Raw genomic sequence first — 12,574 nt, forward strand, 5'->3', positions numbered from 1 at the left:
GCGCTCGGCATACCCGTCACAGAGACCGTGGGATAAGTCTGTCCAGGGAAAGGGGTACCTCGGCCATCAGCCGATTTGTGCAACAGAGTCCTTCGTGGGGATAATCTCAACGAATACTGACCGAAGGCGCTGGCACGACACGCATGTTAGCGGGTTCGTGCCGCGCCAGCGCCATTATCCCCAAGAATAGTTGAAGCTCACCGAAACCCGGTCATCCTCGGCCATGTTCATCGGCACCTCGTGGCGCAACCAGCTTTCCCACAGCAGCACATCGCCCACGGCGGGTTGCATGTAGATGAACTGGCGTAGTTCGTCGCGCGCCTTGGTCTTGCGTCCGGGCGCTGCCATCATCATTGCCAGACGTGGATCTTCGAATTTGATTGCGCTGGTGCCCGACGGCATCGCCACATAGGTCGTCCCGCTGATCACGCTATGGGGGTGGATATGCGCGGTGTGGATGCCGCCCTCGGGCAGGACATTGATCCACAGGCTGTCCAGCTTGATCTTCTTGCCGTCCAGATCAAACTCCAAATCCTTCGCAAAGGCCGCAACGTGTTTGTCCAGCACCTTGACCAGATCCTTGAAGATCGGAAACCGCCACGGCAGATCGGTCAGTGACGCATAAGACGTGTAGCCGGCATAGCCGTTCTTCTCACACCATTTCTGCCCGGCCTCATCATCATCGGCGATGACCAGACAAGAGTTTTCCAGTTCAGCCGCGTCAATCGGCTTGCCCAGCTCGGACAAGGCAGCGTGATACAGGCGGGTGACGAATAGCGATTTTATATCTGACATGCGCCCTTCATAACCGTACCCGTGACCAAGGGCGAGGGGGTTTTGTGCACGCGCGCATACTCCGCCGCCGTTCCGGGCAGAACCTTGGCTATCAGGGGTTGCTTTATAGGGCCATGGGGTCTAAACGGCGCACTTCTACCCCCACTCCATCGGGAATCGGGTGACGCTTTGCGCGGCCCACCGGTGATGTTGAAAAAGGAAAATGGCATGAACGCCAACGAACTGCGTGACAAGACGCCCGATGAGCTTCGGGCAGAACTCACAAACTTGAAAAAAGAGTCCTTCAACCTGCGCTTTCAACAGGCGACAGGGCAACTTGAAAACACTGCAGGCATCCGTAACGCACGTCGTAACGCCGCCAAAGTGAAAACAATTCTGAACGAAAAAGCAGCATCCGCTGCTTCGGAGGCTTAATCACATGCCTAAGCGTATCCTTGCCGGGGTTGTCACAAGCAACCAGAACGAACAGACGATCACCGTTTCGGTTGAACGTCGTTTCAAGCACCCGCTGCTTCAGAAAACCGTCCGTAAGTCCAAGAAATACCGGGCCCACGACGAAAACAACGCCTTCAACGTCGGTGACCAAGTCCGCATTCAGGAATGTGCACCGAAGTCGAAAACGAAACGCTGGGAGGTTATTGCTTCTTAAGCAGTAACATCTCGGTTTAACGAAACCCTGGGGCGCCGGTCGGAAATCGGCAAAAGGCCCCAAAGGTCGGGAGAAACCAAATGATCCAGATGCAGACCAATCTGAATGTTGCTGACAACAGCGGCGCACGCCGTGTTCAGTGCATTAAGGTTCTGGGTGGTTCTCATCGTCGTTACGCAAGTGTCGGTGACATTATCGTCGTATCGGTGAAAGAAGCCATTCCACGCGGTCGCGTAAAAAAGGGTGACGTCCGTAAGGCCGTCGTCGTACGCACCGCCAAAGAAGTCCGTCGTGAAGATGGCACTGCGATCCGTTTTGATAGCAATGCCGCCGTTATTCTCAACAACAACAATGAACCCATTGGTACACGTATCTTTGGCCCGGTTGTTCGCGAGCTGCGCGCAAAGAACTTCATGAAAATCATCTCACTCGCTCCGGAGGTGCTGTAACAATGGCCGCTAAACTCCGCAAAGGTGACGACGTCGTCGTTCTGGCCGGCAAGGACAAGGGCATGAAGGGCACGATTACGTCCATCGACCCCAAAGCCGGCAAAGCTATCGTTGATGGCGTGAACATGGCGATCCGCCACACAAAGCAATCCCAGACAACACAGGGTGGCCGCACGCCAAAGGCGATGCCAATCCAACTGTCGAACCTGGCGATCGTAGACACAAACGGCAAGGCAACCCGCGTCGGCTTCCGCATGGATGGCGACAACAAGGTGCGTTTTGCGAAAACAACAGGGGATGCGATCTAATGCTTGATACCGCAAACTACACCCCGCGCCTGAAGGCCGTTTACAACGACAGCATCCGCGCTGCGTTGAAAGAAGAATTCGGCTATAAAAACGACATGCAACTGCCACGTCTGGACAAGATCGTCCTGAACATCGGTTGCGGTGCTGAAGCTGTCCGTGACAGCAAGAAAGCAAAGTCGGCTCAGGAGGATCTTTCCACAATCGCCGGTCAAAAGGCCATCACGACGAAAGCCAAGAAATCCATCGCTGGTTTCCGCGTTCGTGAAGACATGCCCTTGGGTGCCAAGGTGACCCTGCGCGGCGACCGGATGTACGAATTCCTCGACCGTCTGATCACCGTTGCAATGCCTCGTATCCGCGACTTCCGCGGCGTATCTGGTAAATCCTTTGACGGCCGTGGCAACTATGCGACCGGCATCAAAGAGCATCTGGTGTTCCCCGAGATCAACTTCGACAAGATCGATGAGAACTGGGGCATGGACATCGTCATCTGCACCACAGCGAAAACCGACGCTGAAGCAAAGGCACTGTTGAAAGCTTTCAACATGCCTTTCAACAGCTAAGCGTCAGGGAGAAATAGATATGGCTAAGAAATCCATGATCGAGCGTGAAAAGAAGCGCGAAAAGCTGGTGGCGCAGTATGCTCAAAAGCGTGCCGCACTAAAAGCGATCATCAACGACCAAGAGAAGCCCGTCGAAGAGCGGTTCAAGGCGACTTTGCAGCTTGCAAAACTGCCCCGCAACTCTTCGGCTGTGCGTCTGCACAACCGTTGCCAGCTCACCGGGCGTCCACACGCCTATTACCGTAAACTCAAGATCAGCCGGATCGCGCTGCGGAACCTTGGTTCCAATGGCGAAATTCCCGGCATGGTCAAGTCAAGCTGGTAAGGAGCATATGATATGAACGATCCTATCGGTGATATGCTGACACGTATCCGTAACGGCCAAATGCGCGGCAAAGCTGCGGTGGAAACACCGGCATCTAAACTGCGTGCTTGGGTTCTGGACGTGCTGGCTGACGAAGGTTATATTCGCGGTTACGAAAAAAAGGACGGCAAAGACGGCCATCCCGCTTTCAATATCGAGCTGAAGTATTACGAGGGCACTCCTGTTATTCGCGAAGTGAAGCGGGTCTCTAAACCCGGTCGTCGCGTGTACCTTGGTGCACATGATATCCCACAGGTCCGTCAGGGCTTGGGTGTGTCGATTGTCTCCACCTCCAAAGGTGTGATGTCGGATGCAAACGCACGGGCGGCCAACATTGGCGGCGAAGTGCTCTGCACTGTATTCTAAGGAGAAATCATGTCTCGTATTGGTAAAAAACCGGTTTCGCTGCCCGCAGGTGTTTCGGCATCCGTGTCCGGCCAGACCGTTGAAGTAAAAGGCCCCAAAGGGACCCGTAGCTTCAAGGCCACTGACGATGTGACCATCACAGTTGATGGAAGCATGGTTTCGGTGACACCTCGTGGCAAATCAAAGCGCGCGCGCCAGCAGTGGGGCATGAGCCGCACAATGGTCGCGAACTTGGCCACCGGTGTGTCCGAAGGCTTCAAGAAAGAGCTGGAGATCCAGGGTGTGGGTTACCGCGCCACGATGCAGGGTAACACCCTCAAACTGGCCCTCGGCTATAGTCACGATGTCAACTTTGAAGTGCCGGAGGGCATCACAGTGACCGCCCCCAAGCAGACCGAAGTGATTGTGGAAGGTATCGACCAGCAGCTGGTAGGCCAGGTCGCGGCAAACATCCGCGAATGGCGCAAGCCCGAGCCCTATAAGGGCAAGGGTATCCGCTACAAGGGCGAATACGTCTTCCGCAAAGAAGGCAAGAAGAAGTAAGGAACGCACAAATGGCAAACAGCAAAAGAACTCTGTTTCTGAAGCGCCGCATGCGCGTTCGGAACAAACTGCGGGCAGTAAATGCAGGTCGTCCACGGCTTTCCGTGCACCGCAGCAACAAAAACATCAGCGTCCAGCTGATCGACGACGTGAACGGGGTCACTCTGGCCGCGGCATCTTCGCTCGAAAAGGATCTGGGCGTGGTTGGCAAGAACAACATCGAGGCCGCAATGAAGGTGGGTGCTGCAATCGCAGAACGCGCCAAGAAGGCTGGTATCGAAGCTGCTTATTTCGACCGTGGTGGTTTTCTGTTTCACGGCAAGGTCAAGGCTCTGGCCGAAGCTGCCCGCGAAGCAGGTTTGAAGATATAATAACAAGGGTGCGCAATCACTGCGCACCCTTACACAAACGTCTGTAGGGTGGGCTTCAATGCGCACCTTCGATGATCCGGGGGCTTTGCTCACCGCGATTGGATAACGGCCCAACGGCCACACTAAAAAGGACGCCACATATGGCAGAACGTGACAACCGCGGACCTCGTCGGGCCCGTGAAGAACAGACCCCCGAATTCAGTGACCGTCTGGTTGCGATCAACCGGGTCTCGAAAACTGTAAAAGGCGGTAAGCGCTTTGGTTTCGCCGCACTTGTTGTTGTTGGCGACCAAAAAGGCCGCGTCGGTTTCGGCAAAGGTAAAGCCAAAGAAGTCCCCGAGGCGATCCGCAAAGCCACCGAGCAAGCCAAGCGTCAGATGATCCGCGTTGCCCTGCGTGACGGTCGGACCCTGCACCACGACATCGAGGGGCGCCATGGTGCCGGTCGCGTTGTGATGCGCACGGCAACCGCTGGTACTGGGATCATCGCCGGTGGTCCAATGCGTGCGGTATTCGAAATGCTGGGCGTTCAGGACGTCGTGTCGAAATCTATCGGCTCGTCCAACCCATATAACATGATCCGTGCTACAATTAATGGGCTGACCAAAGAACAGTCGCCTCGCAATGTAGCCCAGCGTCGTGGCAAAAAAGTTGCGGACATCCTGCCCAAGCGGGACGACGCACCAGTGGCCGAAGCCGCTGTTGAAACCGCAGACGCGTAAGGAGCCCGACAGATGGCAAAAACAATCGTCGTCAAGCAGATCGGTTCTCCGATCCGCCGCCCCGCCAAACAGCGTGCAACGCTGGTCGGCTTGGGCTTGAACAAAATGCAAAAAACCCGCGAACTGGAAGACACGCCTTCCGTGCGCGGCATGGTCAACAAGATATCCCACCTCGTCAAGATCATCGAAGAAAAGGGCTAACGCCCAAAGCTGCGATAGCTCCGGACCTGTTCCGGGGAGTTGACGAGATCGGGCAGGGCAGGGGTGACCCCGTAACCGCACCAACCAAAACGCCTTCGGGAAACCGAGGGCGTTTTGCTATTTGTGCGCTGCCGCTTACGGACCGCCCTGTCGACTGCCACGCCTGCAGCGTCATTGCACCCGGTCTGATCGCGCCCGGGGCCCGTGACAGGGCTCAGGCGGCCCAGACAGCACCGATTGCATGGGCGGCCCCCCTCAATAGCAGGCACTGCCACACCAATAAAAGAGATCAGAAACGAACAAGGGCTCAGCGATATCCCGCCAAGCCCCTAAATTCTTTGGTGGACTGGGGAGGATTCGAACCCCCGACCCCTTGATTCGTAGTCAAGTACTCTATCCAACTGAGCTACCAATCCACTTGTTGGGGGATTTAGCCTCGGTTGCCGGATGATGCAAGGGGCAATCCGTATTCTTTGTCTATTCTGCGGCCGGCGCGAGCGCGAGGTCAGCCTTGGGCAGATGAATGACGAAAGTCGTGCCCGTCGCATCGGTCCGTTGCAGATCAAGGCGCCCGCCATGGCCACGGATCAGGTCAGCCGCGATGACAAGCCCAAGGCCAGAGCCGCCCTTGCGCACGCCGCCTTGAAATGGCTTGAACAGATGCTCTTGCGCCTTCTTGGGCAACCCAGGCCCGGTGTCCGTGACCGTCAGGCGCCACACATGATCGTCTTCTTCGGCGCGCAGGCAAATCTCTCCCGGTTCGCCGGTTGCCATGATCGCCTGCCGGGCATTACGCACCAGATTGAAGATAGCGCGAAATAACTGCTCACCGTCGGCCCGCAGGGTCATTGTGGCCGGAATGTCTTCGGCGAACGACAGCGGATAGTCGCCCGCAGCCAGCCGTTCGCTATCAATGACATCGGCGACGATCTGCGACAGGTTGACCCGCGAAAGCGCTGGCGCTGGTTCATCGACCCGCCCAAAGGCCAGCGTCGTTTCACACAGGTTGACCGCGCGGGTGATCGAATTCACCAGCTTGGGTGCCATCCGTTTGACCAGCGGATCGTCAGACCCTTCGATCCGATCCGTGAACAGTTGCGCCGACGTCAGGATATTGCGCAAGTCGTGGCTGACCTTGGCAACGGCGCCGCCCAATTGGGCCAACCGCTCCTTTTGCTTCAGCGCGGTGGTCAGTTGCACCTGCATCATCTGCAGCGCCTCTTCAGCATCGCGCAGCTCTTTCACGCCAGAGGTGGGGGTGATGATCTGGCGGGCATCCTCGGGCGATTTGGCGTAGCTTTGCATGTGGTCCACGACGCTTTTGATCGGGCGCACCATTAAAATCTGCACCGCGACAAACAACAGCACCGCCGTGATGGCCGAAATGAACGCCGACAGAAACAGCACGTTGCGCCCATATTCCAGCATGGCGGCGCGCAACGGCATTTCATCCATCGTGACTTCGATCAGCAAACCACCGCCGCGCACCGGATTGCCAATCACCCGGATAATCCGTTCGCGGGTATCAAGCAGCGTCCGGATCGCATCGGCGATCAGTTCCGTACTTTTGGGGTCGCGCAAGTCGTAGGTCGTGGAAATCGGGGACGGGATCGGCGAAGACAAGGCCAATTGCCGGATCTCGTCGCGGCGCAGGACGACGTTGTAAACCTCTGCATTTTTCAGCAGCTCCGCTTCCAGCGCGGGGGTCAGCATATCGTCCGCCTCAAGCGCGAGCGACGCGATCTGCGCGCGTTCAAGGCGCGCGATCAGATAATCCTGGCGAAAACGCGCGACTGATGGCACGAAGATGAACACTTCGGCCAGCATCACAAATATGATCGTCAGGATCAGGAAACGACCTGAAAGGGTATGAAGCATGGTCCTCGCCTAATGCGATCAGGGCAGCCAGCGTTGGACCAGTCCAACGACTTTCTTGACCGTATCGCTGTGAAACAATCTGGGACTAAAATAGGCACCCGCAACACGTTTGTTAACCTCACTGACGGTGGGGTAGGGTAAAACAGTGTTGGCGATGGCCGACATCTTCATGTTATTCGCAATCGCCATCGCCCACATGCCGATCAACTCACCGGCCAGATGGCCCGCAATCGACACGCCGACAGGGCGGCCTTTGACGACCATGACCTTGATCAGCCCCTTTGTCTTGCGCTCGGCGATCAGCCGATCATTGTGATGAAATTCGAACCGCACCACCTCCAGCCGGGCACCAAATTTCGTCTGTGCCTGCGCTTCGGTCAGCCCGACTTGTGCCAGTTCGGGGTCGGTATAGGTGGCCCAGGGTATGTGATCTGTGCGCTGCCGCGATGGCAGCCCGAACAGCATCGACCGGATCAGCACACCGGCGTGATAGCCCGCCACATGGGTGAACTGCAGCCCACCAGCCACGTCGCCCGCCGCATAGACCTTTTTGTTGGTGATGGACCGCAGGTTCGCCCCGACTTTCAGGCCGCTGCGGTCATGCGCAATGCCGCCCGCATCCAGATCCAGCTTTTCGGTGTTTACCTTGCGTCCAACGGCCATCAACAAATGCGATCCGGTGAAATCACCCTTGGCCGTGTGGACCGTGATCAGCGCGTCCTTGCCGCTGATCTTTTCGGCCTGCGCCTCTTCGACGATGTTGATACCCTCGGCGCGCAGGTTTTCCAGCACGATTCCGGCCATCTCAGGATCATCTTTGCCGAATGCCTTCATGCCCTCGATCACGGTCACATTACAGCCCAGCCGCTGATGCGCCTGCGCCATTTCCATGCCAATAGGGCCGCCGCCGATAACAATCAGATGCTTGGGCTTTTCGCGCAAATCAAAGATATCTTCATTGGTATAGTATTTGACGCCATCCAGACCGGGGATCGGCGGCACAAACGGGCCAGAGCCGGTGGCGACCACAAACCGTCGCGCTTCGATAATCGTATCGCCGGCCTGCACCTCGGTCGGGGAAATAAAGCGACCGAATTCCTCGATGACATGCACCCCCAGCCCTTCGAAACGCGCCACGCTATCCAGCGGGGCAATCGTGGCGATCACATCGGCAACGTGATCCTTGGCGGCGGCATAATCGACCTTTGGCGTTACCTCGGCCACGCCCAATTGCGCGCCATGCGACATCGCATAGGCCTGTTTGGCCGACGCAATCAGCGCCTTGGACGGGACACACCCATAGTTCAGGCAGTCACCGCCCATTTTATGCCCTTCGATCAGCACAACCTTTGCGCCCATCTGAACCGCACCCGCCGCGATGGATAAACCACCTGAACCGCCGCCAATGATGCAAATATCCGTCTTGATCCGGTTCATGTCTTATAGACCTTTCTTGCCGCGAACGGCCTTGATGACGATAGGCAGGGCCGCCAACGCGCACAGGCCCAGAATTGGCAGCAGAATCGCCGGTTCAAAGATGATACCCAGATTTGGCGTTTCCCCGCGGGCAAACACCTCGCCCAGACCCGCGCCGACGGATGTATAAACAACTGCACCGGGAATAATACCCAGGAATGTCGAGATCGCGAATCGCGACAGCGGCACCCCAACAAGCGCAGGAACAAGATTGGCCACAAAGAACGGCACCGCAGGCACCAGCCGGATCAGAAACAGCATTTCCCACTGGTTGTTGTCGATACCCTCCTTGATCTTTTTGACCGAGCCTTGGGAAGATTCCATCTTCGCGGCCAGCTTCTCACCCAGCCCCCACCGCGCGGCGAGGAAAATCGCAATCGCACCCAGCGTGGCACCGGTGATATTGAACAGGGCACCGGGGAACGTGGCGAACAAAAAACCGCCGGTCAGCGTGGCGATAGTCGCGCCGGGCAACGAAAAGGCGACAATCACAATGTAGGCGGCGATAAACACCAGCACCGTCAGGACGTAATTATCATCGCGAAACGCCAGCAGCGCCTCGCGATTTTCGCGCAGCGCGTCAAACGTCAGGTAATCGCGCAGATAAATCGTCCCCAACACCGCAACGATGATGATCGTGATCAGCGGCAGATTGCGCAACAGCGGGTGGGCAGGTTTCTGGGTCATTTCGGTCATCTTTCAGTCCCTTGGAATGTCGTGCGTTGACCGATAGATGGACGGAACCGTGACATGGCGATACCCGTATCACGGCGCATTGATGATCCGCGCCCACTTGTTTCAGTTTTAGATGCTTTGGCTATGACCACTGAAACATTTACCGGACCCGATTTATGGGAAATGTTGCAGTTTCCCGGCCCGATGCGCGTTGACATGGCGGCAGGGTCGCTCTAAAGGACGGGTCTGAATTGTTGATCGGCTTCGAATCCATACCGGATTTGGCCACGAACCGGAGGACACGCGATGAAGCGTACGTTCCAACCATCTAACCGGGTTCGCAAGAACCGTCACGGCTTTCGCGCACGCATGGCAACTCCGTCCGGGCGTCGCATTATCAATAACCGTCGCGCCAAAGGTCGCGCAAAGCTGAGCGCGTAAGCGCGCAAGCTGTCTTGAGCGATTTGAAACCGTCAGCTGCGCCTGAAACGGGCCCACTGGCGGTTCCCGTTTGTCTGCAAGTGCTGACAAAGCGCGCTGATTTCGTGCGCGCCTCAAACGCCCGCCGGCAGGGCACTCCCGGTATACATCTGCAAGCCCGCAAGCGGGCCGAGGTTGAAGCCCATGGGATTCGCGTCGGGTTCACCTGTTCAAAGAAAGTCGGCAATGCCGTCGCCCGCAACCGTGCCAAACGCCGCCTGCGAGAGGTCGCGCGCACTGTCCTGCCCGAACTTGGCCGCGATGGCTGGGATTATGTGCTGGTCGGCCGCAAGGATCTGACAGCCACGTTGCCCTTTGACAGGCTATGCGCCGATCTGCGGCGTGCGCTGCAAAAGGTGCATACGTGACCCCGCTTGCCTATATCGTCTCCCTGCCGGTGCGCGCCTACCGTGTCGTGCTGTCGCCGTGGGTGGGGCACGGTTGCCGCTTCCAGCCCACATGTTCCGCCTATGCGCTCGAAGCGTTGGAAAAGCATGGCGCGATCAAAGGCAGCTGGCTGGCCGCCCGCCGCATTGGCCGGTGCCACCCTTGGGGAGGGTCAGGGATCGACAACGTCCCCTGACCATACTTATCATGCCGGCTCGGTGACCTTGGCGTCTGGAAATATCGCCCGAACACGCGGATCATGGTCCAGCTTGTCATATACCCGCTTGCACATGTCGATCACGTTGCGGCTGTCCTTCTTATAGAAACTCGACGTGCAGGGCGAACAGGTGTCACGATATTTGCAGACATTGCAGGGCTCGAATATTTGATTCTTCGCCCGTTTATCGCGTGCCGTATTGAATGCCCGAAACACGGAGGTTTCCTCGATCGTCGCGATGTCATGCTCAAGGATGTTCAGGTTATCGTGGCGCTTGTTCATCGTGTCATTGCGCCCCTCTTCGAACGACAGGCCGGGGCAGGGCAGTAAATTACCCTTCAGATCGACATAGGTATACACCTCGGTGCCGCCGCATGCGGCATCATTCACAAACGATTCTGTCAGCGCGCCGTATTCCATCGCGATATAATCGGCCACTGCGGGGGGCAGCGGAATGGACAATTGCACCCTTGGGCGTTCAATCTGAAAATAGACGATCATTTTGGCAATCGCGGCCAGATAATCATCGCCCCCGCGCAATTTGCCACGGAACTTCTCGCCTCTGCCGACGGGGTTGATCAGGTTGATGTTCAATTTATCAATCTGATTATTTACGGCAAAATCAATAATTGTCATTGCGTCGGCTTTGTTCAGATCGGTCAGCACAAACGTCAGGTCAACGGTCAAATCTGGCCGCCGTTCATTGCGCAATTTCACCAGCGCCTCGAGATTGGTCAGCGTCCGCTCAAAACTGCCCTTGCCGCGCATCGCATCATGCGACGTTTGGGTTGCGCCATCCAGACTGACCACGATATTGCCAAGCCCGGTTTCTGCCAAAAGCGGCGTGATCTTATCAAGGAAGAACAGATTGGTATTAATCGACAGCTTCACCCCAACCTCCCCGGCCTTGCGGGCAAACGCCACCAGATCATGATTGGTATAGGTTGGTTCCCCGCCAAGCAGTGTCACATACGACACGCCCCGCGCGGCAGCTTTTTCGAGCACATGCAAAATGTCGGCGTCGGTCAGCGTTTCGCGTGGCCGATACTGATCAAGACCTACGCTGCAATGTTTGCAGCGTAGGTTGCATGCGCCGGTCAGATAGACGGCGATGCTTTTCATGGGACTATCCGTGATCAGCGACGGGCAGTGAGGTCACGAATGCCCACGGATTTAGAATTGCAGCACCCGCCGCCAATACCCCAATTCGCAGTGGCGACTTCCACGCCGATCAGACGTGCGTTTGCGCGCAGCTGGTCTTGGGTCAGCCGAACGACAGATTCCAACGCACGCACATCGTCCGCATCAAGATCGTCCGCTTCGATGCCATATTCGGCCAGGGTCTCTTTTGGCTGCACGATGAACTGTGCCGTGAACTTTGTATCGGACTGCAGAAGTTTCGTAATTGTCTTGGTCGTCATCTCGATCTCCTAAAAGGTTTTTGTCTGAAAACGTCAGGCCCCGGCTATGAAATTACATTCGGGATTATTCTGACAGAGCCATCGTGCAACCTATCAAATACAAAGACCAGTCAGGCAAACCTGACTTTTCGTGGCGGCGAAACCGTCGTATCGGTGGCGGTCCTAGCGCAATTTCTCAAAGGAAATCGCGATATCGCCGATATCAACGCCATAGCGTTTGACGTAGGCGCGGTTAAACAACCGATCATCCGATAACAGCCACATCCAGCCGTCAAAGGTCACGCGCAGCGTGTCGGACGTGCCGTCAGCGGCCGGAATGGGCAGATCAATTTCGTATTTCCAGTTGAACCGATTGTCCTGTTCCTGCCCGACGGCCTGCCCAATCACACCCGGCGCTGTCCCGGTCCAGCTGTCAGGTCCGGTTTTGGTCAGGGTCCAGACCCGCTGTTCGGTTGATCCGTCCTCACAGACGAAATCCTCTTGCAGCCGCAGTCGCGTGCCATCCCAATCGCCATGGATGTTGACGACGAAACTGCGCCGGACCGTGCCGAGGATGTCTTGAAACTGGCCGTAGGCCACCAGATCCCCGTCAAAAAACGGTTCCAAATTCAGTCGGCGGTCGCTCAGGCTTGGGTCATCGAATGACGGCTATCCTGAAGGTTTTCCGATGCGGGTCGGCGCGGAACGCTGCTCACTTGCGCGACCATGG

The 12,574-nt window shown here is 56.8% G+C and carries 20 protein-coding genes, 1 tRNA gene and 1 pseudogene; 14 read left to right on the top strand and 8 right to left on the bottom strand.

Annotation, left to right across the window (positions count from 1 at the left end):
- Positions 1 to 174 precede the first annotated feature (174 nt).
- Positions 175 to 795, bottom strand: coding sequence for a 2OG-Fe(II) oxygenase family protein (locus QZ196_RS15730; RefSeq protein WP_296428136.1), 621 nt, complete (start codon positions 793 to 795; stop codon positions 175 to 177).
- Positions 796 to 1,002: 207 nt separating this feature from the next.
- Between QZ196_RS15730 and rpmC the strand changes: the two genes are divergently transcribed.
- The 11 genes from rpmC to rpmD all read left to right on the top strand — a co-directional run bounded on the left by rpmC (position 1,003) and on the right by rpmD (position 5,331).
- The gene (gene rpmC / locus QZ196_RS15735) at positions 1,003 to 1,209 is read left to right on the top strand and encodes a 50S ribosomal protein L29 (protein WP_296428139.1); all 207 of its coding nucleotides are present in this window, start codon (positions 1,003 to 1,005) and stop codon (positions 1,207 to 1,209) included.
- A 4-nt stretch (positions 1,210 to 1,213) separates the two neighbouring features.
- Positions 1,214 to 1,444 (top strand): 30S ribosomal protein S17, encoded by a 231-nt coding sequence (gene rpsQ, locus QZ196_RS15740; protein WP_296428142.1) that lies wholly within the window; start codon positions 1,214 to 1,216, stop codon positions 1,442 to 1,444.
- 80 nt (positions 1,445 to 1,524) lie between these two features.
- Positions 1,525 to 1,893, top strand: a complete 369-nt coding sequence (rplN, locus tag QZ196_RS15745; protein WP_296428144.1) for a 50S ribosomal protein L14 — start codon at positions 1,525 to 1,527, stop codon at positions 1,891 to 1,893.
- A 2-nt stretch (positions 1,894 to 1,895) separates the two neighbouring features.
- Complete coding sequence (rplX, locus tag QZ196_RS15750) at positions 1,896 to 2,201, top strand: 50S ribosomal protein L24 (protein ID WP_296428146.1); 306 nt, start codon at positions 1,896 to 1,898, stop codon at positions 2,199 to 2,201.
- Positions 2,201 to 2,764, top strand: coding sequence for a 50S ribosomal protein L5 (gene rplE, locus QZ196_RS15755; protein ID WP_296428148.1), 564 nt, complete (start codon positions 2,201 to 2,203; stop codon positions 2,762 to 2,764). The genes rplX and rplE overlap by 1 nt, the downstream gene beginning before the upstream one ends.
- A gap of 19 nt (positions 2,765 to 2,783) precedes the next feature.
- Entirely contained in the window at positions 2,784 to 3,089 is a 306-nt protein-coding gene (gene rpsN, locus QZ196_RS15760; protein ID WP_296428149.1) for a 30S ribosomal protein S14, read from the top strand.
- 12 nt (positions 3,090 to 3,101) lie between these two features.
- Complete coding sequence (gene rpsH, locus QZ196_RS15765; protein WP_296428151.1) at positions 3,102 to 3,494, top strand: 30S ribosomal protein S8; 393 nt, start codon at positions 3,102 to 3,104, stop codon at positions 3,492 to 3,494.
- Between the two features lie 9 nt (positions 3,495 to 3,503).
- Entirely contained in the window at positions 3,504 to 4,037 is a 534-nt protein-coding gene (gene rplF / locus QZ196_RS15770) for a 50S ribosomal protein L6 (protein ID WP_296428152.1), read from the top strand.
- Between the two features lie 11 nt (positions 4,038 to 4,048).
- Positions 4,049 to 4,408: a 50S ribosomal protein L18 gene (gene rplR / locus QZ196_RS15775; protein ID WP_296428153.1), complete on the top strand. Its 360-nt coding sequence runs from the start codon at positions 4,049 to 4,051 to the stop codon at positions 4,406 to 4,408.
- Between the two features lie 140 nt (positions 4,409 to 4,548).
- The gene (gene rpsE / locus QZ196_RS15780; RefSeq protein WP_296428155.1) at positions 4,549 to 5,130 is read left to right on the top strand and encodes a 30S ribosomal protein S5; all 582 of its coding nucleotides are present in this window, start codon (positions 4,549 to 4,551) and stop codon (positions 5,128 to 5,130) included.
- A 12-nt stretch (positions 5,131 to 5,142) separates the two neighbouring features.
- Positions 5,143 to 5,331: a 50S ribosomal protein L30 gene (gene rpmD, locus QZ196_RS15785; RefSeq protein WP_296428157.1), complete on the top strand. Its 189-nt coding sequence runs from the start codon at positions 5,143 to 5,145 to the stop codon at positions 5,329 to 5,331.
- 339 nt (positions 5,332 to 5,670) lie between these two features.
- On the opposite strand, the gene QZ196_RS15790 is transcribed toward rpmD, so the two are convergent.
- The 4 genes from QZ196_RS15790 to QZ196_RS15805 form a co-directional block, all read right to left on the bottom strand.
- A tRNA-Arg gene (locus tag QZ196_RS15790) sits at positions 5,671 to 5,747 on the bottom strand.
- 61 nt (positions 5,748 to 5,808) lie between these two features.
- A complete protein-coding gene (locus QZ196_RS15795; protein ID WP_296428159.1) occupies positions 5,809 to 7,209 on the bottom strand; it encodes a HAMP domain-containing sensor histidine kinase in 1,401 nt (466 codons plus the stop codon).
- An 18-nt stretch (positions 7,210 to 7,227) separates the two neighbouring features.
- On the bottom strand, positions 7,228 to 8,646 hold the full coding sequence (locus tag QZ196_RS15800) for an FAD-dependent oxidoreductase (RefSeq protein ID WP_296428160.1): 1,419 nt from the start codon (positions 8,644 to 8,646) through the stop codon (positions 7,228 to 7,230).
- A 3-nt stretch (positions 8,647 to 8,649) separates the two neighbouring features.
- The gene (locus QZ196_RS15805; RefSeq protein WP_296428162.1) at positions 8,650 to 9,381 is read right to left on the bottom strand and encodes a TVP38/TMEM64 family protein; all 732 of its coding nucleotides are present in this window, start codon (positions 9,379 to 9,381) and stop codon (positions 8,650 to 8,652) included.
- 285 nt (positions 9,382 to 9,666) lie between these two features.
- On the opposite strand from QZ196_RS15805, the gene rpmH reads away from it, so the two are divergent.
- Genes rpmH through yidD form a run of 3 tightly spaced genes read left to right on the top strand, consistent with a single transcriptional unit; the run spans position 9,667 to position 10,423 of the window.
- Positions 9,667 to 9,801, top strand: a complete 135-nt coding sequence (gene rpmH, locus QZ196_RS15810; protein ID WP_296428164.1) for a 50S ribosomal protein L34 — start codon at positions 9,667 to 9,669, stop codon at positions 9,799 to 9,801.
- A 14-nt stretch (positions 9,802 to 9,815) separates the two neighbouring features.
- Entirely contained in the window at positions 9,816 to 10,208 is a 393-nt protein-coding gene (rnpA, locus tag QZ196_RS15815) for a ribonuclease P protein component (RefSeq protein ID WP_296428166.1), read from the top strand.
- A complete protein-coding gene (yidD, locus tag QZ196_RS15820; RefSeq protein WP_296428168.1) occupies positions 10,205 to 10,423 on the top strand; it encodes a membrane protein insertion efficiency factor YidD in 219 nt (72 codons plus the stop codon). The genes rnpA and yidD overlap by 4 nt, the downstream gene beginning before the upstream one ends.
- Before the next feature lie 9 nt (positions 10,424 to 10,432).
- Here the strand turns inward: yidD and QZ196_RS15825 are convergent, their stop codons facing one another.
- The 3 genes and pseudogenes from QZ196_RS15825 to QZ196_RS15835 all read right to left on the bottom strand — a co-directional run bounded on the left by QZ196_RS15825 (position 10,433) and on the right by QZ196_RS15835 (position 12,534).
- Entirely contained in the window at positions 10,433 to 11,566 is a 1,134-nt protein-coding gene (locus tag QZ196_RS15825) for a radical SAM protein (protein WP_296428169.1), read from the bottom strand.
- 14 nt (positions 11,567 to 11,580) lie between these two features.
- Complete coding sequence (locus QZ196_RS15830; protein WP_296428170.1) at positions 11,581 to 11,865, bottom strand: hypothetical protein; 285 nt, start codon at positions 11,863 to 11,865, stop codon at positions 11,581 to 11,583.
- 162 nt (positions 11,866 to 12,027) lie between these two features.
- Positions 12,028 to 12,534, bottom strand: a pseudogene (locus QZ196_RS15835) (DUF3833 family protein).
- Between the last annotated feature and the right edge of the window lie 40 nt (positions 12,535 to 12,574).

It is taken from the genome of Yoonia sp., assembly GCF_017854565.1.
In the GTDB taxonomy this organism is placed as follows: domain Bacteria; phylum Pseudomonadota; class Alphaproteobacteria; order Rhodobacterales; family Rhodobacteraceae; genus Yoonia.